This window comes from Rhodococcus sp. KRD162, assembly GCF_017168335.1.
Classification (GTDB): Bacteria; Actinomycetota; Actinomycetes; order Mycobacteriales; family Mycobacteriaceae; genus Rhodococcoides.
In genome coordinates this window covers 45,371-70,557 of sequence record NZ_JABFAU010000014.1, presented here as the reverse complement: position 1 = coordinate 70,557, position 25,187 = coordinate 45,371, and the positions used below count along the sequence as shown (strand labels likewise).

Genomic DNA, 25,187 nt, shown 5'->3' with positions numbered 1-25,187 from the left:
ACCCACATGGAATTCGGCCTGGTGCTGCAATGCAACCCACCCGCGTCGCGCGTTGTCGATCTGGCAGTCGCCGCGGAGAACCGCGGGTTCTCTCACGTCTGGACCTTCGACTCGCACGTGCTCTGGCAGGAGCCCTACGTGATCTACTCGCAGATCCTCGCTGCGACGAGGAATGTGGTGGTCGGTCCGATGGTGACCAATCCCTTGACGCGCGATGCGACCGTCACTGCGTCGACGTTTGCAACGCTCAACGCCATGTTCGGAAACCGGACGGTGTGTGGAATAGGGCGCGGAGACTCTGCCGTTCGCGTCGTGTCGGGGAAACCGTCGACGCTGGCCATTCTGAAAGACAGCGTCGAGGTCATTCGCGAACTCGGAAGCGGACGGAGCGCCACGGTCAACGGCACCTCGGTGCGTTTTCCGTGGGCGTCGAAGTCGACGCTGGATGTGTACGTGGCCGGGTACGGTCCGAAAGCGTTGGAGCTGACCGGCAAGTACGCCGATGGATTCATCCTGCAGTTGGCGGACCCGGCAATAGCGAAGTGGACCATCGATCGGGTTCGCAGCGCAGCCTCCGACGCCGGGCGGGATCCGGCATCGGTCAAAATCGTGGTGGCGGCACCGGCGTACGTCGGCGACGATATCGCGCATCAGCGCGAACAGTGTCGATGGTTCGGCGGCATGGTCGGCAATCACGTGGCCGACCTCGTGGGTCGATACGGAACCGACGGCTCCGGGGTCCCCCAGGCTTTGACCGACTACATCGCCGGACGGCAGGGTTACGACTACAACGAACACGGCAGGGCGGGCAACTCTCATACCGAGTTCGTTCCCGACGAGATCATCGACCGGTTCTGCATTCTGGGTCCGCCGAGCCAACACGTCGAACGGCTCGAAGAACTGCGGTCTCTCGGAGTCGACCAGTTCGGCGTTTACCTACAGCACGACGGTAAAGATGCCACGCTCGAGGCATATGGCGAAACCGTCATTCCCGCGATGCAGCCGTTGGTTGCTGCGCGAGTCGACTGAAAGTCCCGCTTCCGTTCCTCCGACCCGAGGTCTTCACATGACAACCAATACCGACCGAATCCGCGTACCGGCCGATGCCGCAGCCGATCACGATCTGATCAGTGACTTCGTCACCATGTCCACGTTCGGTGCCACGCCGGCCGGAGGAGTCGAACGCCAAGCCGCCACCCTGGCCGATGGGGAGAATCGTCGATGGCTCGCCGGCTGGCTCGTCGAGCGCGGCTTCACCGTCGCGTACGACAGAATCGGCAACATGTTCGGGCTCTACGAGCTCGTGCCGGGAGCGCCTTATGTGTTGGCCGGGTCCCACCTCGACTCGCAGCCTCGGGGTGGCCGGTACGACGGTGCCTACGGTGTTCTCGCTGCCGCACACGCGATGGACCGGTTGCGCGATCACTACCTGCGTCACCCGTCGACCGCTCGGTACAACCTGGCGGTGGTCAATTGGTTCAACGAGGAAGGTTCGCGGTTCAAGCCGTCGATGCAGGGGTCGGGGGTGTTCACAGGAAAGATCGAACTCGACAGCGCCCGCGCAACAACGGATTCCGAGGGCATCACTGTCGAACAGGCACTGCTGGAGCTGGACATGCTGGGGACATCGGATGTGTTCACCGTCGGTGATCATCATCTTTCGGGTGGACTGGGGGTGGCATCGTACGCCGAGATCCACATCGAGCAGGGTCGTGAACTCGACAAGGCCGGTGTGGTCATGGGTGTCGTCGATTCCACCTGGGGTGCAAACAAGTACGAGATCTCGGTGGTGGGCTCGCAAGCGCATACCGGTGCCACCGCTATCGCCGATCGTCAGGACGCGCTGTACGGTGCTTCGCTCGCGGTGGTGGCCCTGCGTGATCTCGCCGATGAATACGGGGACGAACTGCATACCTCGTGCGGTCAATTGACGGTGTATCCGAACTCGCCGGTGGTGGTTGCTCGTGAGGTCCACATGCATCTCGACCTGCGCTCCCCCTCGGACGATCTGCTCGACGAGGCCGACGCGGCTCTGAGCAAGGCCTTCGCCGATATCGAACTCAAGGCCGATGTCGAGATTCAACGGAAGTTCGCGCATCGGTGGAAGGGGCACACCTATACCCCTGAGGGCGTCGAACTCGCAGGGCGGGTGATCGATGATCTCGGACTGAGCAGGCAGAACGTGCGCACTCGCGCGGGACACGATTCGACGAACATGAAGGATGTGGTCCCGACGGTGATGCTGTTCGTACCGAGCGTCGATGGCGTCTCTCATGCCGAGAACGAGTACACCCATGACAAAGACCTGATCAGTGGTGTCGACGTTCTCACCGAGACACTCGCCCGCATGGTGGAAGGCGAAATCGATCCGTGACCTCTCGACAGGCGCGTTGCTGACCGTTCGACTACCGAAGTATCGAAGATGGAGTACCAGAACATGATTCACGATCAACTGCAACGGTCTGCACGCGAGAGCCTGATCCTCCATTTCTCCAAGCAAGAGGTCGACGATCTCCTCGTGCTCGAGCGTGGTGAAGGACCCTACGTGTTCGACACTCAGGGTCGTCGGTACATCGACGCTCTGTCGAGTTTGTTCTGCGCGCAGCTCGGCTATTCCTACGGAGCCGAGATGGCCGACGCTGCCTCGGGTCAGTTGCGAACGTTGGCATTCAACACCAACTGGGGAACCGCGCATCCACCTGCCATCGAACTGGCCGAGCGCATCAGTGCACTCGCTCCGGCGGACGACTACCGAGTGTTCTTCACCGGCGGTGGATCCGAGTCGGTGGAATCGGCGTGGAAGCTCGCCCGGGAGCACTTCATCGCGATCGGACAACCGGAGCGCACCAAGGCAATTGCCCGCAAGGTTGCTTATCACGGAGTGACGTTGGGGGCGTTGTCGTTCACCGGAGTGCCGGGATACAAGGACGGGTTCGGTACCCCTCCCATCGAGGTGAGTCACGTAGCGAACACCAATGCCTTCCGAGCATCCGATGCCGACCCGGCCGCAGCGACCCGCCGACTGCTCACCGAGATGGAAGCGGCAATCGTGGCCGCGGGCGCAGACGAGGTGGCGCTGATCATCGCCGAGCCGGTGCAGAACGCGGGTGGATGCCTCACCCCACCGGCCGGTTACTGGGCCGGACTACGGGCGCTCGCCGACAAATATGGTGCTCTGCTCATGGCGGACGAGGTGATCACCGGGTTCGGTCGAATCGGTGAGTGGTTCGCCATCTCACGCGAACAGGTGGCACCTGACCTCATCAGCGTCGCCAAGGGTTTGACGTCTGCCTACGCGCCGATGGGCGCAGTCCTCGCTCGCTCGCGGGTAGTCGAGCCGTTGGTGGAGGGTCGACGTGTCTACCGGCACGGAATCACGTTCGGAGGCCATCCGGTCAGCGCTGCCATCGCCTTGAAGAGCATCGAGATCATCGAACGGGATCGAGTGCTCGAGAACGTCCGTTCGCACGAAGCACCGCTTCGAGAGCGATTGGTGCGCTTGCTCGATCTACCTATCGTCGGAGACGTCCGGGGTGCCGGATTCTTCTGGGCCATGGAGCTCGTCAAGGACGAGGACAACACGCGATTCGTTCAGGCCGAGCGGGATGACCTACTGCGCGGCTTCCTGCCCGGCAGGCTGCGTGAAGCGGGACTCATTGCCCGTTGCGACGATCGCGGCGATGCCGTGTTGCAGATTGCACCGCCCTTGATCAGTGATGCTGGGCTGCTCGACGAGATCGTTGCAGGTCTCGAAGATGTGCTCCGGGACGCGGCGAAGCACATGGGAGTCGGCTGACCGCTGTTCAAGTGACGGATCGGCGTCGAGCGTGGACAGTGGAGGGATGCCGATCGACGAACGAGAGATCCCAGGCAGACCCGTGGGTCGCCGCGTCGTGCTCGGCCTGGTGGTTGCCGGTGCCGCAGGGATCGTCGGTGGGGGCGCGATCCAGAAGGGCCTCGCGTCGGTACTCGGCCCGATCGGAAACCATGATCCGACCGGGTTGATCGGGCTGATTCCCGTAGGGAACAACTTTCGGTTCTACTCGGTGACGCAGGGTGCGCCGCGGAAAGACGAGAACTCCTATGCGTTGGCGGTCAGTGGGTCCGTCGATGCGGCTCGGACCTTCAGCCTGCAGGATCTGCGCGCGATGCCGCAGACGTCTCTCGTGCGTGACTTCCAGTGCGTCACCGGTTGGCGTGTTCCCGAAGTGCCCTGGAGCGGAGTGCGTTTGGCGGAGGTTCTCGATGCCGTCGAACCCACCGCGTCGGCCACGGCGGTTCGATTCACCTCGTTCGACGGTACGTACACCGAGAGTCTGACGCTCGACCAAGCCCGCAGCGATGACGTGATCATCGCGCTGACCATGCTCGACGCCCCGGTGACACATGATCACGGTGGGCCGGTTCGGCTGTTCGTGGCCTCGATGTACGGCTACAAGAGCATCAAGTGGCTCGGCGGAATCGAGCTCACCGACCATGTGGTGCCGGGCTATTGGGAGAATCGTGGCTACGACATCGATGCGTACGTCGGCGAATCGAACGGACGCAACGATGACCCGACCAGCTGAGGACGCCCATCGCTTCGGCCGCGTCGAACGGTACGTGCACTGGGCCGTGGGGCTGTTGGTGATCGTCTGCATGGTCACCGCCGCAATCCTCTACATCGGCCCGCTTGCGGTACTCGTCGGCAATCGTCCGGTCGTCGAGTTCGTGCACGTGTGGTCCGGATTTCTGCTGCCGATTCCGCTCGTCCTCGGCGCAGTGTCGAAGGGGTATCGACTGGATCTGGAGCGCCTCAACCGGTTTGTCGCCGACGACTGGAAGTGGTTGCGTTCCAAGGCTCGACGCATCGGAGCGATCGGCGTCGGTAAGTTCAACGCCGGACAGAAGCTCAACGCCGCGCTCAGCGGTGGCTCGATTCTGGTGTTACTGCTCACCGGCGCAGTGATGTATTTCCAGAACTGGAGTCCGCTGAACTGGCGTATCGGCGCGACGTTCGTCCACGACTGGTTCGCACTGGGATTCGGTCTGCTGGTCATCGGGCACATCACCTACGCGTGGAAGGACACCGAGGCGATGCGCGGAATGACGGAGGGCGTCGTCACGCGAGAATGGGCCCGGCGCGAGCATCCGGAATGGTTGGACGAGCGTCCCTGATTCGCGCCGTTCCGGATTCTCGCCGTTCCTGATTCGCGGCTCCGCACGCTAGTCGATCGATTTCTGTTTGCCCCCGGTGACGAATCCCTCCGAGCGAAAAGGCTTCAGCCGCACGACGGGTTCTGCATCCGGACCTTTCTGATCGTGCACGATGCGGTATTCCGCGCTCAGTTGGCGCAGGCTTGCGACGGAGAGTTGCCGGACCTGTTCGGCCGTCTCGGGGTCGGGCTGTTGCCCGGGACGAAGCTCGACGTCGAGCGTCAGGGTTTGGCGTTGCTCACTGTCGGTCTCACAGCGGGCGATGAACCGTCCGGTCAATCGCGTTGCCAAGGAGATGTGTTCGACGGCCGGGCGGAAGTAGTCGGGGTAGATGTTGACGGCACTGTAGATCGCGGCGACGTCGGTTCTGCCGAACACGAACAGGTAGTGGGCATTCGGGTCGATATCGGCGGCGAGGCCGGGATAGCCGGCGTCGAGGAGTCGGTGCCGGACGGCGCTGCCCAGCAGCGTGTCTCCTCTGTCGTTGACTCGGTAGCGTACGAGCGGCAGAACTCCACCGACGGTGAACAAGAGATAGCCGTCGGAATCGACTTCGATGTAGGTGAATTCCGGATGGTACTGCACGAAGGCGGGCTGTTGCACAACGTCACCGTCGTTGTGTTCGATGCCGAACACGGCGCGGTTCAACGTCGAATCATGTTCTGCCGCTGAGCGTATCGCGACGGTGGCGGCTGTCTCGTAGCCGACGAAACCGACGTCTGTTGCCCCGTACACCACGCGGACCCGGTCCCCGTCTCGGTCGCCGAGCATGCCGTGGACGAGGGTGCGCCACGCTTCGCTGACGGGTTCACCGCCGACGATGACGATGACGCGGTGCCGTCGAAGCAGGTCGCCGTGGGTGTCGAGCAGGTCGCGGGCGATCGGCGGATACGCGAAGATCACGATCTGCTGATATCCGTCGGCGGCCTCGGAGATGACCTGGGCGATGACGTCGGGATCCATACCGGGAGTTGCGATCGACAGCCGGTGACCACGTTTGCGGAGTTCGAGCAGCATGGCATACATGAATGCGCCTCCGATGTACGGCCCGAGTGGGAAGGTGACGAGGGCGAGGGTGGCTGTGCGCTCGGTGTCCGCACATTCACGCAGCACCTGTCCGAACATCGCCGCTCCGTGGTCGGTGCTGCGCTGCCCGCGCGACCAGAACGTGGGAGCTCCCGAGGAACCGGCGCTACTGGCGATGGTCTCGACGTCCTCCGGCCGACCGGCGTGCAGATCGGCGAGGGCATTCGGCCGCCGGTAGGTCTCCTTCGAGGTGGTCGGTAGCTGACCGAGGTCGGTCATCGCGGCGATCGTGTCGATCTCGATTCCGTGTCGGTCGAGAAATCGGCGATAGGCGGGAACCGAGAGGGCGATGGACTGGACGAGTCGTAGAGCGGTGGTTGTCGGGTCGTGCAGATCTGCCTGGTTCATGGCCTGGCCTTCCGGAATCACAGTGGGGGACGGTGTGATCCGATCGCGCGGCGGTGATGTTCGACTGTTCGAGAAATTCAGAACTGACGATGAACATCGTTGACCTGCGGCTGCGAATGTCCGGCCCTGGCATGGCGGGCATCGTCCGCCTCCTGAATCGCGGCCATGTACGCGTCGTACAACGGTGTGAGGGCGTAGCGCTCACCCAGTGTTTCGGCGTGGGCGTCGATGTCGGTGCAGAGCTTGCGTCCCGGTGCACTCCAACTCGAACCGGCTTTCAATCGATAGAACGCTGACCTGGAAATGTTGAACAGGGTTCGGCCCAGGTGGTCGTCGTCTCTGCTGTCGGCGGTGCGTCTGATCGCGCGATAGGCCTGGTCGGTCGCGCGTTCGAGGTCTCTGCGCCGTTCCTCGGCTCGGTGTAGAGCGCGGACGAGGCGTTGTTGGTACGTGGTGAGCTCGGTCGGTGTGTGAGCATCGGGTGAATGTGTGGAACTGTCGTGGGGAGAGAGGATTTCGTGAAATGTGTCGGTCCCGAGCACCCGGGGCACGATGTGGAGCTGGTGACCGAATTCTTTCGCCTGCTCGGCGAATCGCCGCGAGTCCAGCGAGGGCAGGGTCTGCAGGAAGCGGCGCAGCCGACGGTCGGAGACGGGGGCGATCATGTCGGCGGTGAGCTCGAGTATCGCTGGATGATGTGCCCAGACGGTCATGGCAATCGAGATGGGGTACGGAAGGCCCGTCCGGATGAGGGTGTGACAACTGGCTCGGACGGCGGGTCGAGCCAGCACGTCGGCTCCCAGGATGATCAGGGTTTGTTCGACCACGGCGCCGACGAACAGATCATCGGGTGTCTGTGCCACGCGAGCGATCAATCTGGGCAGCTCGTTTTCGGCACCCCGGTTGGCGAGTCCCTTGGCGGCGGCGAACTCGAAGAACGTCTGATGCAGGAACCGGGCTCGGTTGTCCGTTGTGGTCAGCACGCCGCGCCTGGTCAGAGCGCGTACGTGCCGACGGAGGACGATGTCGTCGTAGGGGTGATCCGCCGATGCGGCGACTTGGGCGGCGCGTCGAACGAGGACGTCGACGGGTGGTTCGGGGGTTCCCAATGCGAGCATGGCGATCGCCAGGAATCCGGCGGTGGAGGACAGATCGTCGGAATCCTCGGCCGGAACGTCGGGCCCGGAGCGGTGATCGCTCACGATACGGCGTGACCAGAACAGGTTGTAGAGGCCGGTCACGTCGAGTTCGAGTTGCGGGAAGTGTGGTGCCGACAACGAGAACAGCAGGCGCAGCAGCAGGGGGCTGGTGCAGACGTCGTCGACGAGAGCGCCACGCGCCCGGGCAGATTGAATCGCCGATACCGGACTGGAGGGCTTCACCGAGTCGCCGGCGATGAATTCGACGGTGAGCGCTTGTATCGCGGTCGGTAGTTCGGAGTCGGGCGAGAACGGTCCGAGCGAGATCTTGCGGCCGAGGTGTGCCGGAAGGCTGTGGCCCTCGAGCGGTCTGGTCGTCAGGACAACGGGCACCGGTATTCGTGCGAGGACGGTGATCAGATCGATGATGTCCTGGCGTGCAGATCGGCTGTGCAACAAAAGGTCTACGGTGTCGAGCAGGAGAATCGATCCTGGTCTGGAGGTGACGGCCGCGATGATGTCGTCGGCTCTGGCGGTGCGGAGTCCGTCGTCACCGGGCTGAAGCCAGGTGGCCGAGACCAGCAGCGGGTGCAGTCCTTGCTCGCGTAGCGAGCGGTGCAGCGACCACAGCAGGGTCGACTTTCCGTGCCCGGCCTCGCCGACGATGATCTGTGGTTCGGAGCCCACGATCGTGCGTCGAAGCAGGGCGAGTTCGATGTCGCGACAGACATACCAGGAGCCGTCGTCGCCGGAGCCGACTTCGATATCGCCCAGTAGTTGTCGGGACTGCCGGGCCAGCCGGTCCCACGGCATCGAACTCTTCTCGGTCACACTCACCTCGCCACGCAGCGGACCTGAACGCGGTGGTGCGGGGTGCTCACCGCGCCCGTGTCGTCACACCGGGCATCAGCACTCGCAGCACACCGTCGACGACCTCGACGGCGGATTCCTTCGGTCGCGTCAGGCAACGGAACAGGACGTTGTTGGTCAGCATGATTGCCACATCGAGTGCCGGCGCATCGTCGCTGAACAATCCTGCTTCGCGTCCACGTTCGAGGATCGGCTGAACAGAGGACGGAAGGTAGAGGTGCTCGAGAACGGTGGTCACGGTGTTGGGCTGTTGGAACTGCTCGAAGCTCAGCGCCAGCAGCATTCCCGAGCTCATCGCTCGGTTGTCGATGACGAACTCGCCCACTGCGATCAGTGTGCGTCGCAGCGCGATTGCCGGCTCGACGCCGAGTCGCTCGTCGGCGCGGCGCAACCGAAGAACGCGCTCGAATTCTGGCTTGAGTGCGGCAACGATGATGTCCACCTTGCTCGGAAACAGCCGTCGAAGGTCGTCCACGCGCAGCCGTGCGCCCGCTGCGATGTCGGCGAGAGTGACGAGAAAATACCCGTGGTCGACGAACAGGGCTTCGGTGGCGGCAATGACGTCGGCCTCGAGGTCGGGGCGTAGAAATGCGGAACTGTCGGCTGCTTCATCGGGCAGTGGTTCGGTGGCCGCGCGGTCCGAGTGCACCGGATCGATCGCGCACTGAAGGATCGTTGTGCTCAGTTGGGCTATTTCGCTTGCGGTGATCGAACCGGGGGTGAGCATCTGGCGCAGTGCCAAACCGTCGAGCATGGCTCCGAGAACGGTCGTCAGGGATGTCAGCGACATCGGTTGACGCACGGAACCGCCCTGAGCCTGGATTGCCTGACCGACCATTGCCCGCAAATCGGCATCGAGCCGCTCGAATTCGGGTGTGACGGACTTACGGGCTCCCTGGTGATCGGAGGCCAGCAGGATCGCGGTGATCCGGCGTCGCATCAGTCCCGAGGTGAGGTCCTCGAACAATGCGGCTACCGGTTCGGCGGCATCCCGAACCCCCGCAGGTGGGCCGGTGGTTGCGATTCCGCCGTAGTTCACGGTGAGGTTGTCGAGGAGGTCTTCCACGAACGCTTCCTTGCCACCGGAACCGCCGCCACGAGAGTTGCCGGGGTAGGTGTTGTGGAAGGTCTGTTGTGACAGTCCGGCACTGTCGACCACTGCCGATATTGACAGGGATCGAGCGAGATCGGTCATGTCCACTTCGCCGAGTAGTCGATGCCCGGCCTGCAGAAACTGTTCACGCGGAACCGGCCTGGAGTTCAACGTACACCGCCTTATCGGACTTCAGAGCGCCTGTGTGGACAGGCAACTATAGCAAGGTGCCGTTCTTCCTGCGGAAATGTAGTTCGAACTACATCACCGTGTAGTTCGTCCACGATAATCGATAACGAACTCGAATTACTTTGTGTTGCAGGAGATTCGAAGATCGTGGTCAGATGCTGAACGGCCATATGGCCGACTACGTGGAGGAGGCCAACATGGTGTTGATCGGTCATCGACCCCACACGCAAAGGCGAGTGTCGGCACCCGCAACCGCGCGCAGCCCACTCGGACCACGGCCTGCGCAGGACAAGAGCCCACGACCGCGACCGGTGCCGGTGTACGCCTCACCCGGACTGACCGAGCGTGAGATCGCAGTCATGAAAGTCTGGTTGGACTGCGACTCCAAAGTCGAAGTCGGGGCCCGTCTCCACATCGCGTTGGGCACCGTCAACACCCACCTCACCAGAATCCGGGACAAGTACTCCCGCGTCGGTCGAGCAGCGCCGACAAAGGCGGCACTGGTCGCGAGGGCACTGCAAGACGGAATCGTGAGACTCGACGACCTCTGATCGGCGGGGTTGATTGTGGGTTGTGTCGAGGGAGATTCGGGAACGGTGCGCTTGCGACAGTTTCCTCAGTGTCATGACATGTTGACGAGGGTCGGATTCGAACTCGTGGGTATCTGCGAATGGCCGCGGGCTCCAAGCGGCTGGTCCTGTTGACGGACGAGTGGAAAACGATCACCCCGGCCGCGGTAGTGGTATGGCATCCCGACACCAAGCCCCACAACGGGACTCAGACCGTCATATCTCACCACCGAGCCGCCTGAGCTTGCTCGATGGATGCGAGTCGAGTTGGAGGACCAGATTGCCAGCGTTCAAGTCCAGCAGCTGGTCGACGCCGGTCGCACCCGGTTTAGCACACGCCGAGCCGGGTTGCGAACGCCTGTCTGACCGAGCCGTTGACGTCTTGAGGGCCTGTGGCGAGCGCGCGCCGCGCGCGGATTGCGCGAGCCCGTGACAACCGCTGTCATTCCAAATGTCGGCGACGCCGCAGCGGCCGTGTCGGGCTTGCGGAATGCGGACCCGGCGATCATCGGAGTCAACGACTTCTGTGGGGCGCACCGGCAGACCCGGAGGTCGCCATGGTCACCGTCGACGCGCGCGCCGTCGCCACCCACGTTGCCGACATCGACACCGGCCTACTCGACGGGACGAACACTGAGCACCGCGCCGGCCCGAACGTAGCTACCTTGATCGACCGAATGACGGTCTGAAAGCTGCGGCTTGCTACGGGGCGAACAACTGTGTCGGCTTCGACAAAGTTGAAGCACTATCTTCGGTTCGCGAACGAGTTGGACCTCCGCTCGAGACGACTCGACCTTAAAAAGCACTGCGGACTTGTGAGCACTGCACCTAGGCGCGCAAGAGGATCTGCAACGTCACCTCGAGGTGCTGTTCGATTGCCCGGTGGGCGAACCGTTGGTCTCCCGATTCCAAAGCCACAACGATACTTTCGTGTTCCGCACATACGTTGCGCTGCCTGTCTTCGGCAGCGAACAATGCGGTGAGCCCTACGCGCAGTTGACGTGCCCGTAAACCCGAATAGGTGTGCGAGAGTAGTTCGTTCTTAGCCGAATCGATCAAAATCTGATGAAATTTGCCGTCTAGGTCGATGAAGCTCTTGGCCGCCTCTGGTCCTGATGCACAGGAAAGCGTCATCTGCTCGGCCAAGGCTTTGCGCATTGCGGCAACGGGTGCATCGCCGGACGAGATCGCGGCGGATGCGGCGTGGCGCTCCAGAACCCCCCGAAGTTCCATGAGTTCGGTGATCTGACGCCCCGACATCGGCGGAACGTGGGCTCCGCGCTGCGGAACCATTTCCACCAGGCCCTCTGCTTGCAGCATCAGCAGGGCTTCGCGGACGGGTGTCCGAGAGACTCCGATCAGGGTCGCCAACTCCTGCTCGTTGAGGAAAGTACCGCTCGACGCCGGCGAAGTGAGAATTTGGTCGCGCACATACTTGTAAGCTTTGTTCCTACCCGACTCGCGCTGCATACCAAATGTATACCCCAGCTCCCAGTCGGACGCTACTAACCAACGCAACTGGCCTCGGCGATGTCTTAGTACTCGATGACGGCTGCCGATCGATCAGCGTCGGAGGTGCGGAGCCGCGGTGGCTCTCGCCGGCTCACCGCTACATCGCTGACCCACGTAAATTCCGCGTAAAGCTCCTACGGCACTCGGCTGCATCGAATCTTGTTGTTCAACTAGGTCGACGCCCGCCGTCACCTGCGGTGACGTCATACAGCGGACCCGGGTGTCGGCGTCGTCTACGGGCTCTCGGCGACAAAAAGATCCCCATATAACCGTTGCACTCTCGTGGACACCTCGTATACAACTAGTATGACGGAAGGGCGACCTACTCCAAGTGAGGTCGGTACCCGATCCGGACGAAAGAGGTTCGGCAGCTGTTGGTGCAGCCGCCGAACCTGGCATCACCATCCCGCGCACTAGATAAAGGCTCTACACCCACGTAGAACCCGGTCCGCGGGCCGTCAACTAGGGACGATCCGACTGGAGTCGAACATGGCAACCGCCACCGAAAAACCTAACAAACGAGCCTCCCGTACCAGCCTTCCGGTAGTTGCAGCATCGAGCCTGGCCGGCACCGCAGTGGAGTGGTACGACTTCTTCCTTTATGGCACCGCCGCGGCGCTAGTGTTCAACAAGCTGTTCTTCCCTGCTGAAGACCCGCTCGTTGGAACAATGCTCGCCTTTGCCACCTACGCGGTCGGATTCATCGCCAGGCCTCTCGGGGCAGCCGTTCTGGGTCACCTTGGCGACGTCAAGGGACGCCGCTCGACGTTGATCGCCAGCCTGATGCTGATGGGTGTCTCTACGTTCCTGATCGCATTCCTACCCGGTTACGCAAGCATCGGTGTCGCAGCACCGATCATCCTGGTTCTTCTCAGATTGGTGCAGGGCTTCGCACTCGGTGGAGAATGGGGAGGCGCCGTCCTCCTCGTCTCCGAACACGGAGGTTCCGAGCGGCGCGCCTTCTGGGCAGCATGGCCGAATCTCGGACCCCCACTGGGCAATCTGATGGCTGCCGGTGTCATGGCGGTTCTCAGCGTCACCCTCTCGGAAGAGGACTTCCTGAGCTTCGGATGGCGTATCGCATTCGCTCTATCGGCGCTGCTCGTCGTCATCGGACTACTCCTGCGGTTGTTCGTCACAGAATCCCCAATGTTCGTCAAGGCCCAAGAGGTCAGAGCTGCGGCCACGGCTACGAACGAACCCGCCCTCGCGCGCACACCGCTCGCGGACGCTGTGCGCGGGCACTGGCGACTGATTGTGCTTGCTGCGGTGACTCGATTCGGTGAAAATGCAGGCTTCTACATCTTCTCGTTGTTCGTAATCACCTACATCACTCAGATCCTCGAATTGCCACGCAGCGTGGGGCTCAATGCGGTCATGATCGGCATGGTGGTGGCCCTCATCGCGATTCCGGCATTCGCGGTGCTCTCCGACCGCATAGGTCGGCGACCCATCTACATCGGTGCATCGCTCGCAACGATCGTGTGGGCGTTCGGGTTCTTCGCGCTGTTGGACACCAAGAGTCCGGGAGCCATCATTTTGGCAGTAGCGGTCGGTTTGTTGATTTTCGGTGCTTACAGCGCAGTAATCGGCGCATTCTTCTCCGAACTGTTCCCCACCGAGGTCCGCTACTCGGCTGTGTCGCTGGCTTACAACCTCGCATCGGTTCTAGCTGGATCGATTGCACCGATCTTGGCTATTGCGCTCTACACCTGGTTCGGAACTGGATACGCGATCAGTGCCTACCTTGCTGTCATGGGTGCACTTTCGCTGGGAGCGTCGCTGATCGCGAAAGAGACCCGGTCCGTCGACATGGCCACCGTAGGACGACCTGCGGAGTCCGCGGCCAGATCGCCGATTGCGGACTCGCACTGACTGATCCAGCACGTGATCCGGCCCGCCGAGAAGAAAGAAGACGCCGATGAAGATCGCACTCGTTCAAGTAGCCAGCCCCGATGACGAGACACCGACTCAACGCCGCGAACGTGTGTACGCCATTGTGGCCGGCATCGAACACAGCGTCGATCTCATCGTCCTCCCCGAGCTTTGGCGGGTCGGTTTCAACCATTTTGACCTCTACGAAACAGAAGCCGAGTCCCTCCACGCCGCGACAGTGCAAAGATTCGCCGCTCTGGCCGCCGAGCGCAGATGCTTCATCCACATCGGAAGCATCGTTCAGCGTAACGACGGGGCGCTGAAGAATACGTCCATCATGTTGGATGCATCTGGGCAGATCGCGCATCACTACAGCAAAGTTCATGTGTTCGGATACCAATCTCTCGAATCGAAGCTGCTGACGCCAGGGGATCAGATCTACAGCACTGCAACAGGATTCGGTGTCGTCTCTGCAACCACGTGCTATGACCTGAGGTTTCCCGGACTGTGGACCGAGCTCGTCGCCGCAGGAAGCGAAATCGTGATCGTGCCTGCGGCCTGGCCAGCTGCACGACGCGAACACTGGCAACTGCTAACTGCCGCACGAGCGGTGGACAATCAAGTTTTCGTAATCGCTTGCAACGCAGTAGGAACCCACGGCGGAGTCGAGCTCGCTGGGTACAGCCGAATCGTGGACCCGTGGGGCACTGTCGTTGCCGAAGCGGGCACCGACGAAGGAATCACGTACGCAGAGATCGATCCCGCACTCGTCGGCCGTACCCGCGCTGAGTTCCCGGTCTTGGCCGACCGATTGGACGACTACAGCAGTTTGAACAAAAGAAAGGCAGCACAGCTATGACAACCATGACCACAGAACCTCTCGCATTACACCCATTAGGCGGCGAGTGTCCCATCGCATTGACCGGCTACCGCTCCATCGTCGCTGGCTACACAGGTCGCGACGAAAAGCAGGTGCAGCACCACATCGACGAACTCGCTGCGATCGGTGTCGCCCCTCCCCCACAGGTCCCGATGTTTTACCCGATGCCCGTCACCGCCGTCACGACCTCGGACAAGTTATCGGTCGCGGGTGACAACACGTCAGGCGAGATCGAACCTGTACTCATACGATTCGCTGGTAAAAATTATCTCGGTATCGGATCGGACCATACCGACCGCACTCTGGAGACCGTGGACATTGGGCAATCCAAGCAAGTCTGCCCGAAGCCGGTCGGATTCGATATCCTCGAAGTCGACGACTGGGCAACGTTCGACTGGGACGGTTGCACCGCGCGTAGCTGGGTGGACGGGGAACTATACCAATCAGGGAGCCTGTCGGGACTCCGGCGACCCGATGCCCTGCTCGCGATCCTGAGCGGACGTGACGACGAGTTCGACGACGGCACAGAGTTCATCATCTTCGCTGGAACCATCCCGCTCATCGACGGCAACTTCGTTGCAGGCGAAAGGTGGGAACTCGAATTGACCTTGCCGGACGGTCGCAGTCTGCGACACACCTACTCAACGACGAAAGAAGTTTGATCATGCGTACTGGCGCTGAATATCTCGCTTCGCTGGACGACGGGCGAACCATCATTGTCGACGGCGAGAAAGTCGACAACGTCCTCGAGCATCCCGCGTTTGCTCCGGTGGCTCGTACGATCGCTGAGCTGTTCGACCTGGCCGCCGATGAATCGACAGGGATGCAGTACATCGCTCCTGAAACCGGCGAGCCGGCCAACAAAGTATTCGGCATTCCACGCTCGCACGACGAACTCGTTGCTCGCCGGAAGGCAATCGAGACATGGGCACAGCACACCCACGGCTGGATCGGGCGTAGCCCAGACCACGTCGGCACTTTTATGGCGGCGTTCGCCGCGCATCCGGAAGTGTTCGCCGTCGAAGGCGGACGCGACTTCGGAGCTAACGTCACGGCTCACTACAAGCGTTTGCTCAGCGAAAACCTGTACGTTTCCTACGCCATCATCCCGCCTCAGGTGTCGCGAGCGACGACCGCCTCCGGCTGGGAGGGCGAATACCTGCAGACCGGCGTCGTCGAAGAAACCGCCGAAGGATTGCTGATCCATGGCTCGCAGATGCTCGCTACCGGAGGCGCGCTGGCCGACGAGATCTTTGTCTCCTGCATCAAGCCGCTCGGACCGGACGACTCCGATTTCGCCGTTGGATTCATCGTGCCCACCAACACCCCCGGACTCAAGCAGTACGTCCGGCGTCCGTACATTCCCGCAGCCACCAGTTCGTTCGACTACCCGCTCACCAGCCGATACGACGAGCCTGACTCCTTACTTGTCTTCGACGACGTACTGGTGCCCTGGGATCGAGTGTTCGTTGATCGCGACACAACACGTGTCCGACGCCAATTCTTCGACACCGGTGCCCACGTTCTGGGCAACTGGCAGGCCCAGATCCGATTCGCGACGAAACTGCAGTTCATCGCCGGCGTCGCACGGCGGGTGACGCAAGTCAACGGCGTCGACAAGATCCCTAGCGTGCAAGAAAAGCTCGGGGAACTCGCCGCCCTTGTCTCGTCTGTGCAGTCCGCAGTCCTCGCAGCCGAGTACACCGCCGAGGCCGACGAATCCGGCTTCTGGCTACCGGGTCGCTCGGCACTCTACGGCTCCATGGGATTGCAGTCCGAGATTTATCCCAGGGTCATCGCGATCTTGCGGGACCTCGTAGGCGGAGGAGTTCTTCAGCTGCCGTCGAGCGTGAAGGACCTGACCAGTCCGCTGTCGGCACCCGACATCGAACGCTACGTGCAGTCCCCTGGAGTACCCGCCGAAGAGCGCGTGAAGCTGTTCAAGTTGGCATGGGACATCATTGGTTCGGAGTTCGGTGGCCGGCACCAGCAGTACGAGTTGTTCTATGCCGGTGCACCTTTCGTGGTCAAGGGTGTATACACCTACAGGAATTACGACTATGACACCGCGTTGGCCAGGCTGGAGCAGTTCACGAGCAGTTACAAAGTAGAGAGCGAATAACTAGATGGCGAAACCCGAATTCGAGTTCTTTCCGGTCACCGACGTCGAGTGGACCGTGTGTCCTGGTGACAATCCACTCATCACCGAGCGGATTTTGTCAAAGGATCCCGAGGGCGGGGTCGCGACACGAATCCTTCGGTATCAGCCTGGTGCGGACTCATCAGCGATGGGCGTGCAGATCCACGATTTCTGGGAAGAGGTCTACATATTGGAAGGTTCCTTCTTGGATTTGACCCTCAACAAGACCTTCACAGCGGGCGAGTATGCCTGCAGGCCTCCAGGTATGCCTCACGGACCATGGAGAACCGACGAAGGTGTAGTCACCTTCGAAGCTCGCTATCGCAGCGTCGAGTAAGGACCAGTAATGGCACTGTCAACGTTCGAGACCGCCAGCGCTACGTCGATGAGGCGAAGTATGGGCCGCTTATCGGCAGGCGTCTCCGTGGTTACCGCGGACGACGCTGAGCACAGCGCGTGCGGCATGACAATCAGCTCGATGACATCGATCAGTCTCGAACCGCCGGTACTGATGGTGTCCCTCACTCACGGTTCGCGAACCACCGATGCGGTCGAGGCAAGCGGACGCTTCGCGGTGTCCATCCTTGGCGCCCGGCAAGAGGCGATCGCTCGCCGCTTTGCAACACGTGGGGGTGCGCGTTTCGACGGACTCGAATGCGATCACGGGACCACCGGGCTGCCGATGATCAAAGACGCACTCGCTCAATTCGAGTGCCGCGTTCACAGCGCCCACGATATCGGGGATCATCGCGTCTTCTACGGCAGCGTGCAAGTCCTGCGATACCGGGAAGGAACTGGTTTGGTCTTCTATTCCGGCAGGTTCGGCAACTTTCGCGACTTCGGCCATGACGAAGTCCCCTGGCTGTTCTGATGAAGACTTGCCTGCGCGAAGGTCGGTTGTGCTGTGCGCCGAATACCCAGCAAGGGCGGCCAATCGGCCGTCGAATTGTGTCGGCCGACCTGCTCCGAAGTCGGGAGTAACTAGATCCCGCCGGCGCATTCGCATGAATGGGCCGGCGGGATCCGTGATTTCGAAGCTTCCTGTCATCCAGCGAGTGGCTCACCTCCTAAATACGTGAGACCTTTGGTGGGCGTTTGTTGTCCGTTGTGGCATCACTGGCGGATGCCTTGCTTTTGGGAGTTCTGGCGGTCGTTTCGAACGAGGAACAGCGGTGGTGACACGTTGTGCTGTTGGGATGCGTGGTGGCGGTTACGAACTACGTGACGATGATGTTCCGTGTCACTGCAAGACGCATGTATTCGATCTACTTGGAAGTGTTTGAGGGAGGCGTCCCCCTCCCCAAACGTCGATAGCCGCTGCTAGTCCAGTCCCGGTCGAACAGCGAACTGAGCCAAGATTCTTCATAGACTAATTTTGGCTGACTGAATTGCCGAGCAGGGGGCGCGTTCGCGTCGATACCCCTCGGGGGAGTCGGGACCGGGCGTGACCGGTCTGGCGGGCGATGGCGGATCAGTCGGCACCGTTACGTGTGAGTTGGGTGACGAACCCAGCACGGAGGGAGCGTCCGCATAGTTTGGCGAGTGCGGTGGGGTCGTAACCGGCGTGTTCGGCGCGGCGCGCCTAATGCTCTGGTGAATCGCCGCCCCAGACAGGGCCGTTCTGCCGAGGTTGCCGTTCTTCGAGATGGCGCGAAGCAATGGCACCCGAGAGGCCGTGCGAGGCAGTCCCTAGCGACACACGTGCGCGTCGAACGGTTCCTGCTTTCGGAGTAGCCGAATGATAAATACTGACCGGACGCGAATTCCTCGATGAAGCAGGCGCATTCGCCGACATCGCTGCTGCCCAAGCCGCCCTCGATGAATGGGTACACGCGTACAACACGCTGACGCCCCACCAAAGTCTGGACATGGCGACACCCGCAAGTCTGTTCCGCGCGCGAATCCACCACGAGCATGAGGACGGAACGACCGTCAACGGCCAGTCTGATTCGTCATCAACTCTCACCGTTGCAGGCCCCAGCCTGACAGCGGTCGGCCGTGAAAGAAGCAGCAGTGCGATCGAATTCGATACCCAGGTACCGCCGAGCGGCGTGACCAATGTCGCTGGAGCGCAACAATTGTGGATCGGAAGCAACCACGCCGAACAGACCGCCACCCTGTGGATCGACCTGATCAGCATTCATGTCATCCTCGACGACACCGTGATCAAGACAGTGCGATCGCGCCTGACCCACACCGACCTCGAACGCCCCGCCATGCGCGGCACCCGCCGAGGCCGACCATCGCCGGCAACCGCGGCAGTAGACACCGCAGACCTGGCCACCAAACCGAGACCGATCGAGGTCGATCGAACCGCAGGCAGAGACGGAACCGTCATCCTCGCCGGTCAACGACTTCACCTCGGAGCCGACCGAGCGGGTACACGGGTGACGCTGCGAATCGACTCAGGGCTGATCCATGCCAGTCTCGACAACGTCTTGCTCGCGACACTGCCGAACCCGCTCAATGCCAGCCAGGTAGCGGGTCTGACCGGCGCACGAGAAGCTACGGGAACGTTACCTGCGCCGCCGCCGGCTGGACCGCAGACCGTACAGCGACGCGTCCCGAAAGACGGCCGGGTCATGGTGACCGGCCAGTTGCTCGAGGTCGGACGTACCCACGCCGGAACCATCGTGACCGTCGTCGTCGAAGACAACTACTTTCGTGTCCTCTACGGCACTACCGAGCTTGGCGTCTACGCGCGAACCTCAACCAAACCCATTCGAAACTTCATTGCCCACCGCCCCAGAAGCGGGTACCCCTGTGTCGATGACGATTGGTCAAACCTGTCCTGAGCCCCCACACGCAGTTGATCGCCGCGATCCAGGTGCCGAAGGTGGCGACAGCGTAGGCCCGCTCCCCTGATTCGGTTCGGGTGTCGGCGGCGTCGACGAGGGAGGCAGCGACAGTGATCGGGTGCGCCGGCAACGTCACATGACCATTCGCCTCGCACCAGCTAATGAAGCGTCTCCACGCGGCTGCATACGTCTTGCGCGTTCCCTCAGGCCGGGAGGATTGCACGGCGCTCGCGATGCGTTTCGCGACAGCCGGTGGAATATCCGGCTCGACCGCCACTGACCCAACACCTGCAGGGATGCCCACGCCCGTGGTTGCCGCCGGTGCACGACCTGGTCGAGAGTCCATAGGAGCAGCCTAACGAAGGCCACTGACATGTCGGCAGAGCAAAACTGTGCTGAGCTGGCGTTTCAGTGGAGATTCTGCGGGAGATGCAATTTACCCAGCCCACAGCCCGCACCGGTTGATCGAGAGGAAGGACCACCAAATGCACGCCAAAGATCCTGTTGTGTAGAGAAATTCGACCCTAACACCAACTCTCACTCACCCGGTTCGCAGCACCAACTCGGTGGGATGTGCATCTGCCGGAGTATCGATGGCATTGCGTACGGCACGCGCAACGGTGCTGGGCTGCAAGAACTTCGAGCCGTCGTACTCCCCACCCTCGTGTGCGACGATTTGCTGCTGCATCTCGGTATCGATGCGGCCGGGATGCACGGACGTCACGCGCAACGTCGGCTCCTCTTGTCGTAGTGCGTCACCGAAAGCGCGCAGCGCGAACTTGCTTGCCGCATACCCGCCCCAACCCGGGTTGGCCCGGATGCCGGCACCTGAATTGATGAGCACAACATGCCCATTCGATTTTCGCAGTGCGGGCAGTAGTAGCCGAGTCAGCTCCACGACTGCGATGACGTTCACCTCGTATTGCCGACGCCAGTCCTCGGCCGTCGACTCCTCGATCGTCCCGAGCGCCGCCACTCCCGCGTTGTGCACCAACACGTCCAGAGAATCGATGTTCGACGCGGCCGCCGCAACCGCGTCGGAGTCGGTCAGTTCCACCGGCCACGGGGTAGCTCCGTCCAGTTCCGACGCGATCGGCTCGAGAGATTCGGTGGATCGGCCGCCGAGCAGTACGTGGTGATCGGGGGCGAGCAGCCTGGCGATATGGGCACCGAGGCCGCGGCTTGCTCCGGTCACCAACGCAGTACGAGTCATATAGCCAGAGTAGCCAGAGCGGCTGAATGCGCGGTTCCGGCCACTCCATCGTCCACTGGCAGTGGACGATGGTTAACATCGACGTGTGACGTCCAATGCGCGGCCGAAGACTCATCGGGACACCGGCGACCCGGCACCGGTTCAGCGGGAGGTACCGGAGGGTACGGCGACGGGCCCGGACCTGGAACGGGTGATCGCGACTCAGGTGCGCGCCCTTCGTCGGGCGACGGGATTGTCCGTCGGCGACATGGCGGCGAAGGTCGGTATCTCCAAGGCGATGCTGTCCAAGATCGAGAATGCTCAGACCTCGTGCAGCTTGAACACGTTGGCACGGTTGGCCGCCGGCCTCGATGTGCCGGTGACGTCGTTGTTCCGTGGTGCCGATTCGGCCCGGGAGGCGGTGTACGTCGAGGCGGGCCACGGCGCGGTGATCGTCGGCCGTGGCACACGCATCGGGCATCACTACGAGTTGCTGGGTTCGCTTCGGGGGCAACACAAGCGGTTGGAACCGGTGTTGGTCACGCTCACCGACGCCAGTGAGGTGTTTCCGTTGTTCCAGCATGCCGGCACCGAGATGCTGTACATGCTCGAGGGCGTGATGGTGTACGGACACGGCGAGTCGGAATACACTCTGCGGCCCGGTGATTCGCTTCTGCTCGACGGCGAGGGCCTGCACGGCCCACACGACCTGGTTCGGCTGCCGATCCGCTTCTTGGCGATCACCGCCTACCCGGACCAGCACACCGAATGACGCCGGGCGGTGCGGTCGCACCCGGTGTGCCACCGTACCGCCCGGAAAGTCGAACGCGACGTTGGATCAGGTCGTAGCGCGTTCGGATGTGGCCGACTCGGTGATACCTTCGGCTGTCGTGACAGCGTCGGTGGATGCGACCGGCCGACTTGTCGGTCCAGGTGTGTCGAACACGTACGCGCTTTCGCCGTGCACTGCCACATCGACGCCCTCGTGCTCGGTCTCGGGATCGAGGCGGATGCCGGTGACCATCGACATGACGGTGGCGATGATCCACGTGACGACGAAGGTGTACCCGAGCACCGCGACCACGGCCACCGTCTGACGCCACGCCAGATCGAGGCCGCCGCCGTAGAACAGTCCGGCGACGCCGTTCGGTGCGGCCTCGGTTGCCAAGAAGCCGACCAGCACCGTGCCGAGGATTCCCCCGACCATGTGGACGCCGACCACGTCGAGGGCGTCGTCGTAACCCAGGCGGTATTTCATCGACACGGCCACGCAGCAGACTGCTCCGGCGAGCCCGCCGATGATCAGCGCCCCGAGAGGTGAGACGGCACCGCAGGCAGGGGTGATGGCGACCAGAGCCGCGATCAGACCGGAGGACGCACCGAGCGAGGTGGCGTGGCCCTGCCGAAGTTTCTCGACGGCGAGCCAGGCGAGGATTCCGGCGCACGCCGCCGCGACGGTGTTGAGCACGACCACCGCCGCGCTGTTACCGGCCGCGAGTGCGGAGCCGCCGTTGAAGCCGAACCACCCGAACAGCAGGATGCCAGAGCCGAGTATCGTCAGCGGAAGGCTGTGCGGCCGAGGTGGATTGGAGAAGGACCTGCGACGACCCAGGACCAGGACGAGCGCCAGCGCTCCGACGCCCGCGTTGATGTGTACTGCAGTTCCGCCGGCGAAGTCGATGGCACCCAACTTGTTGGCGATCCAGCCGCCGGTGACCGAACCGTCCTCCGAGTCGAACGCGAAGACCCAATGGGCAACGGGGAAGTACACCAACGTGGCCCAGAGCCCGGCGAACACCATCCATGACCCGAACTTCATCCGGTCCGCCACGGCCCCGGAGATCAGCGCGACGGTGATGCCCGCGAACAACAGCTGAAAGGCGGACACCAGCGCCGGTGGCAGGCCGGGTTCGGCGGGGGCATCCAGCAAGGAACTCGAGCCGAAGAACTCGGCTGGGTCACCCAGGAGTCCGGCACCGCCGATCGAATTGCCGAGTACGGCGGAGTAGCCGAACAGGATCCAGAGTATTCCGACGACGGCGAACGCTCCGAACGTCATCATCGCCATGTTCAGAGTGCTCTTGATGCTCACCATGCCGCCATAGAAAAGCGCGAGCCCGGGCACCATCAGCGCCACTGCCGCGAACGCTGCGAGCATCCATGCCGTGTCGGCTGCCGCGACTGCTTCGTTCATAGGAGTTCACCTTGTCTCAGGAAGGAGTGTGGTCGAGCGGACCCGACTACCGCGATTCATGCGAGTAGTCTTGGTTCACGCACAGTAAACCAATACTGAGGTGGTCGACGCTCGGCTGCGCGTGAACTGTGTGTAAATACGGAAAGAGGCCGATGTCCACCGACTCGACTGATGCGATCGACTCGATCGATCTCGTTCGACCCGACGAGTTGGTGCCCGAGCCGTGGAAGAACGGCGCGGGCACCACCGTCGAGCTTGCGGCCGGACCGCGTGTGAACGGGATTGTGCTGTGGCGGTTCAGTATTGCCACCCTCGATGATGTCACCACTCGGTTCTCGACCTTTGCCGGCACGAACCGGGTGTTCACCGTCATCGGCGAGGCGGGCGTCCTCCTCGCCTTTCCGGCAGGAAGTAGCCGGGTGAATCCGCTCCGGCCGCTTCCATTCTCGGGTTCCGCCGATGTGGTGTGCACTCCCGATGCTGCAACGAAGGCCCTCAACGTGATGGTCGATGCGGTGCGGGCGTCGGCGAGCGTGTTCGTGCACGAGCTTTCGAGCGGTCCGGTGGTGACAGAGGTCCAGGCGGTGACGCTCGTTCTCGTCTGCTCCGGCACCGCGTCGACCGGATCCTCGACCGCCACCGCCGGCTGCTGCCTTCTCATCGAGGGCTCACCTGCGGAGGTGTCCGGGGACGCCCGCGTTCTGGTGGCACGGGTGAAGCAAGGCACGGGTGAAGCCATCGGCGCCGAGTAGTTCACCTCGAGCTGACGGCCGTGTAACCTGACCGACATATTTCGAGAGTTTCATAAAGGAAGACACCGATTCACTATAGGAAACCATCGCAGTGATCGAGGCCACCCACGGCCGCGCATTGCACCGGGGCCTCTCGAAGGAAACGACACGTGACAGACACAGCCAAGTTCTTGATCATCGGCGGTGGATTGGAAGGGCTGGCCATCGCCTATTCACTCGCCGAACGCGGGGAAACCGATGTCCTCGTCCTCGAGCGGGACACCCTGTGCTCCGGAATGACCGGAAAATCCAGCGGCGTCGTTCGCTGCCACTACGGAACGCCGTCGCTGGCTGCCATGAGTTGGTACGGCGTCGATATCTTCACTCGCGCAACAGAACTCTTCGACGACGACATGGCCTTTCGTCAATGTGGGTACGTCGTCGGCGTCGGCGAGAACAACGTCAAACCGCTCGAGGCGAACATCGCGATGATGCAGTCGCTCGGCATTGCAACGGAATTCATCGCCCACGACAAGATGGCCGAACTGTGGCCCGGGCTCCGTCTCGACGATTTCGCGCTGTTCGCCCACGAACCGCTCGGCGGCCGCGGCGAGGCATACATGGCCGGGATGGCATTCGCCGCGACCGCCCGGAAGATGGGCGTCAAGATCAGGCAGAGCACCCCAGTGATGTCTCTGCTACGTAACGCGGCAGGCGCGGTCCACGGGGTCACACTGAAAGACGGCTCGCAGGTGCATGCCGACCACGTGATCCTCGCGACCGGGCCGTGGGCCCCGGCACTGGCCGAGGGCGTCGGGGTACAACTCGACGTCTCGGCGCAACGCGCTCAACTGGTGCTGGTCGACCAGGGCGCACCGACCCCCGAGGTTCCGGTGCTGTCCGATCTCGCCGGCCTGCAGTACATCTGCCGAGAGCCCAACGGCGAGCTACTCGTCGGCAACTCCGACCACCAGGCACCCGAGTACATCGATCCCGACAACTACGTCAATCGCGCCGACGACGCGGCGATCGAGAAGAACATCGTCAAGCTCGGACATCGTCTGCCCGACATGCCCGATCCACGCATCACCAGTTCCTACGTCGGGGCGTACGACGTCACCCCGGACTACAACCCGATCATCGGGCCCTCCCCGGTGGACGGCCTGTTTCTCGCAACCGGATTCTCCGGCCACGGATTCAAGATCTCGCCTGCCGTGGGCAAGCTCGTCGCCGATCTACTCGTCGATGGACGAACAACGCTTCCGGGCGTCGACCCCGACGACTTCCGCTACTCGCGCTTTGCCGAAGGAGACCTCCTCTTCAGCCTCAATCCGTACGAGGGCGCAGGAGAAATGCGATGACCCTCGCCGATACC

At 62.3% G+C, this 25,187-nt stretch carries 23 protein-coding genes and 1 pseudogene; 18 read left to right on the top strand and 6 right to left on the bottom strand.

Annotation, left to right across the window (positions count from 1 at the left end; translation table 11 throughout):
• Positions 1 to 6 precede the first annotated feature (6 nt).
• From J1M87_RS20620 to J1M87_RS20600, 5 genes are all read left to right on the top strand, one after another.
• Positions 7 to 1,029, top strand: coding sequence for a TIGR03842 family LLM class F420-dependent oxidoreductase (locus J1M87_RS20620; protein WP_206491539.1), 1,023 nt, complete (start codon positions 7 to 9; stop codon positions 1,027 to 1,029).
• Positions 1,030 to 1,066: 37 nt separating this feature from the next.
• On the top strand, positions 1,067 to 2,374 hold the full coding sequence (locus tag J1M87_RS20615; protein ID WP_206491537.1) for a M20 family metallo-hydrolase: 1,308 nt from the start codon (positions 1,067 to 1,069) through the stop codon (positions 2,372 to 2,374).
• Between the two features lie 63 nt (positions 2,375 to 2,437).
• Positions 2,438 to 3,796, top strand: coding sequence for an aminotransferase class III-fold pyridoxal phosphate-dependent enzyme (locus J1M87_RS20610; RefSeq protein WP_241257284.1), 1,359 nt, complete (start codon positions 2,438 to 2,440; stop codon positions 3,794 to 3,796).
• A gap of 46 nt (positions 3,797 to 3,842) precedes the next feature.
• Positions 3,843 to 4,568 (top strand): molybdopterin-dependent oxidoreductase, encoded by a 726-nt coding sequence (locus J1M87_RS20605; RefSeq protein ID WP_206491532.1) that lies wholly within the window; start codon positions 3,843 to 3,845, stop codon positions 4,566 to 4,568.
• Positions 4,552 to 5,157: a cytochrome b/b6 domain-containing protein gene (locus J1M87_RS20600; RefSeq protein WP_241257283.1), complete on the top strand. Its 606-nt coding sequence runs from the start codon at positions 4,552 to 4,554 to the stop codon at positions 5,155 to 5,157. Before J1M87_RS20605 ends, J1M87_RS20600 begins: the two co-directional genes overlap by 17 nt.
• 48 nt (positions 5,158 to 5,205) lie before the next feature.
• Here J1M87_RS20600 and J1M87_RS20595 read toward each other — a convergent pair whose 3' ends face one another.
• From J1M87_RS20595 to J1M87_RS20585, 3 genes are all read right to left on the bottom strand, one after another.
• Complete coding sequence (locus J1M87_RS20595; RefSeq protein ID WP_206491530.1) at positions 5,206 to 6,630, bottom strand: phenylacetate--CoA ligase family protein; 1,425 nt, start codon at positions 6,628 to 6,630, stop codon at positions 5,206 to 5,208.
• 77 nt (positions 6,631 to 6,707) lie between these two features.
• Positions 6,708 to 8,600, bottom strand: a complete 1,893-nt coding sequence (locus J1M87_RS20590; protein WP_206491528.1) for an ATP-binding protein — start codon at positions 8,598 to 8,600, stop codon at positions 6,708 to 6,710.
• A gap of 46 nt (positions 8,601 to 8,646) precedes the next feature.
• On the bottom strand, positions 8,647 to 9,903 hold the full coding sequence (locus J1M87_RS20585) for a TetR/AcrR family transcriptional regulator (protein ID WP_206491527.1): 1,257 nt from the start codon (positions 9,901 to 9,903) through the stop codon (positions 8,647 to 8,649).
• A 173-nt stretch (positions 9,904 to 10,076) separates the two neighbouring features.
• Between J1M87_RS20585 and J1M87_RS20580 the strand changes: the two genes are divergently transcribed.
• Together J1M87_RS20580 and J1M87_RS29080 are read left to right on the top strand one after the other, a co-directional pair.
• On the top strand, positions 10,077 to 10,472 hold the full coding sequence (locus tag J1M87_RS20580; protein WP_206491526.1) for a LuxR C-terminal-related transcriptional regulator: 396 nt from the start codon (positions 10,077 to 10,079) through the stop codon (positions 10,470 to 10,472).
• 575 nt (positions 10,473 to 11,047) lie between these two features.
• Positions 11,048 to 11,179, top strand: coding sequence for a hypothetical protein (locus tag J1M87_RS29080; protein ID WP_274611015.1), 132 nt, complete (start codon positions 11,048 to 11,050; stop codon positions 11,177 to 11,179).
• A 139-nt stretch (positions 11,180 to 11,318) separates the two neighbouring features.
• Here J1M87_RS29080 and J1M87_RS20575 read toward each other — a convergent pair whose 3' ends face one another.
• The gene (locus tag J1M87_RS20575) at positions 11,319 to 11,960 is read right to left on the bottom strand and encodes a GntR family transcriptional regulator (protein WP_206491525.1); all 642 of its coding nucleotides are present in this window, start codon (positions 11,958 to 11,960) and stop codon (positions 11,319 to 11,321) included.
• A 531-nt stretch (positions 11,961 to 12,491) separates the two neighbouring features.
• Here J1M87_RS20575 and J1M87_RS20570 point away from each other — a divergent pair.
• From J1M87_RS20570 to J1M87_RS28785, 8 genes and pseudogenes are all read left to right on the top strand, one after another.
• A complete protein-coding gene (locus tag J1M87_RS20570; protein ID WP_206491524.1) occupies positions 12,492 to 13,877 on the top strand; it encodes an MFS transporter in 1,386 nt (461 codons plus the stop codon).
• 46 nt (positions 13,878 to 13,923) lie between these two features.
• Entirely contained in the window at positions 13,924 to 14,736 is an 813-nt protein-coding gene (locus tag J1M87_RS20565) for a carbon-nitrogen family hydrolase (RefSeq protein ID WP_206491523.1), read from the top strand.
• The gene (locus J1M87_RS20560; protein ID WP_206491522.1) at positions 14,733 to 15,419 is read left to right on the top strand and encodes a DUF2848 family protein; all 687 of its coding nucleotides are present in this window, start codon (positions 14,733 to 14,735) and stop codon (positions 15,417 to 15,419) included. The genes J1M87_RS20565 and J1M87_RS20560 overlap by 4 nt, the downstream gene beginning before the upstream one ends.
• 2 nt (positions 15,420 to 15,421) lie before the next feature.
• The gene (locus tag J1M87_RS20555; RefSeq protein ID WP_206491521.1) at positions 15,422 to 16,879 is read left to right on the top strand and encodes a 4-hydroxyphenylacetate 3-hydroxylase family protein; all 1,458 of its coding nucleotides are present in this window, start codon (positions 15,422 to 15,424) and stop codon (positions 16,877 to 16,879) included.
• A gap of 4 nt (positions 16,880 to 16,883) precedes the next feature.
• A complete protein-coding gene (locus tag J1M87_RS20550; RefSeq protein WP_206491520.1) occupies positions 16,884 to 17,234 on the top strand; it encodes a cupin domain-containing protein in 351 nt (116 codons plus the stop codon).
• Between the two features lie 9 nt (positions 17,235 to 17,243).
• On the top strand, positions 17,244 to 17,768 hold the full coding sequence (locus tag J1M87_RS20545; RefSeq protein WP_307830887.1) for a flavin reductase family protein: 525 nt from the start codon (positions 17,244 to 17,246) through the stop codon (positions 17,766 to 17,768).
• Between the two features lie 874 nt (positions 17,769 to 18,642).
• A pseudogene (locus J1M87_RS29485) lies at positions 18,643 to 18,720 on the top strand (hypothetical protein); the annotation flags it as partial.
• Between the two features lie 45 nt (positions 18,721 to 18,765).
• Positions 18,766 to 19,692: a hypothetical protein gene (locus J1M87_RS28785; RefSeq protein ID WP_241257281.1), complete on the top strand. Its 927-nt coding sequence runs from the start codon at positions 18,766 to 18,768 to the stop codon at positions 19,690 to 19,692.
• Between the two features lie 544 nt (positions 19,693 to 20,236).
• Here the strand turns inward: J1M87_RS28785 and J1M87_RS20530 are convergent.
• Entirely contained in the window at positions 20,237 to 20,908 is a 672-nt protein-coding gene (locus tag J1M87_RS20530; RefSeq protein WP_206491518.1) for an SDR family oxidoreductase, read from the bottom strand.
• 85 nt (positions 20,909 to 20,993) lie between these two features.
• On the opposite strand from J1M87_RS20530, the gene J1M87_RS20525 reads away from it, so the two are divergent.
• On the top strand, positions 20,994 to 21,659 hold the full coding sequence (locus tag J1M87_RS20525; protein WP_206491516.1) for an XRE family transcriptional regulator: 666 nt from the start codon (positions 20,994 to 20,996) through the stop codon (positions 21,657 to 21,659).
• Between the two features lie 66 nt (positions 21,660 to 21,725).
• Here the strand turns inward: J1M87_RS20525 and J1M87_RS20520 are convergent, their stop codons facing one another.
• Positions 21,726 to 23,081, bottom strand: a complete 1,356-nt coding sequence (locus tag J1M87_RS20520) for an ammonium transporter (RefSeq protein WP_206491513.1) — start codon at positions 23,079 to 23,081, stop codon at positions 21,726 to 21,728.
• Between the two features lie 152 nt (positions 23,082 to 23,233).
• On the opposite strand from J1M87_RS20520, the gene J1M87_RS20515 reads away from it, so the two are divergent.
• Entirely contained in the window at positions 23,234 to 23,833 is a 600-nt protein-coding gene (locus J1M87_RS20515; protein ID WP_206491511.1) for a HutD family protein, read from the top strand.
• Between the two features lie 149 nt (positions 23,834 to 23,982).
• Positions 23,983 to 25,173, top strand: a complete 1,191-nt coding sequence (locus tag J1M87_RS20510; protein ID WP_206491509.1) for an FAD-binding oxidoreductase — start codon at positions 23,983 to 23,985, stop codon at positions 25,171 to 25,173.
• Positions 25,174 to 25,187: the final 14 nt, after the last annotated feature.

Coding starts and splice junctions, on each gene's coding strand:
- J1M87_RS20580 (WP_206491526.1), top strand. CDS start 10,077: ATGCTGAACGGCCATATGGCCGACTACGTGGAGGAGGCCAACATGGTG.
- J1M87_RS20555 (WP_206491521.1), top strand. CDS start 15,422: ATGCGTACTGGCGCTGAATATCTCGCTTCGCTGGACGACGGGCGAACC.
- J1M87_RS20550 (WP_206491520.1), top strand. CDS start 16,884: ATGGCGAAACCCGAATTCGAGTTCTTTCCGGTCACCGACGTCGAGTGG.
- J1M87_RS20520 (WP_206491513.1), bottom strand. CDS start 23,081: ATGAACGAAGCAGTCGCGGCAGCCGACACGGCATGGATGCTCGCAGCG.
- J1M87_RS20575 (WP_206491525.1), bottom strand. CDS start 11,960: ATGCAGCGCGAGTCGGGTAGGAACAAAGCTTACAAGTATGTGCGCGAC.
- J1M87_RS20545 (WP_307830887.1), top strand. CDS start 17,244: ATGGCACTGTCAACGTTCGAGACCGCCAGCGCTACGTCGATGAGGCGA.
- J1M87_RS28785 (WP_241257281.1), top strand. CDS start 18,766: ATGGCGACACCCGCAAGTCTGTTCCGCGCGCGAATCCACCACGAGCAT.
- J1M87_RS29080 (WP_274611015.1), top strand. CDS start 11,048: ATGGTCACCGTCGACGCGCGCGCCGTCGCCACCCACGTTGCCGACATC.
- J1M87_RS20570 (WP_206491524.1), top strand. CDS start 12,492: ATGGCAACCGCCACCGAAAAACCTAACAAACGAGCCTCCCGTACCAGC.
- J1M87_RS20610 (WP_241257284.1), top strand. CDS start 2,438: ATGATTCACGATCAACTGCAACGGTCTGCACGCGAGAGCCTGATCCTC.
- J1M87_RS20620 (WP_206491539.1), top strand. CDS start 7: ATGGAATTCGGCCTGGTGCTGCAATGCAACCCACCCGCGTCGCGCGTT.
- J1M87_RS20600 (WP_241257283.1), top strand. CDS start 4,552: ATGACCCGACCAGCTGAGGACGCCCATCGCTTCGGCCGCGTCGAACGG.
- J1M87_RS20530 (WP_206491518.1), bottom strand. CDS start 20,908: ATGACTCGTACTGCGTTGGTGACCGGAGCAAGCCGCGGCCTCGGTGCC.
- J1M87_RS20565 (WP_206491523.1), top strand. CDS start 13,924: ATGAAGATCGCACTCGTTCAAGTAGCCAGCCCCGATGACGAGACACCG.
- J1M87_RS20595 (WP_206491530.1), bottom strand. CDS start 6,630: ATGAACCAGGCAGATCTGCACGACCCGACAACCACCGCTCTACGACTC.
- J1M87_RS20560 (WP_206491522.1), top strand. CDS start 14,733: ATGACAACCATGACCACAGAACCTCTCGCATTACACCCATTAGGCGGC.
- J1M87_RS20615 (WP_206491537.1), top strand. CDS start 1,067: ATGACAACCAATACCGACCGAATCCGCGTACCGGCCGATGCCGCAGCC.
- J1M87_RS20515 (WP_206491511.1), top strand. CDS start 23,234: ATGTCCACCGACTCGACTGATGCGATCGACTCGATCGATCTCGTTCGA.
- J1M87_RS20605 (WP_206491532.1), top strand. CDS start 3,843: ATGCCGATCGACGAACGAGAGATCCCAGGCAGACCCGTGGGTCGCCGC.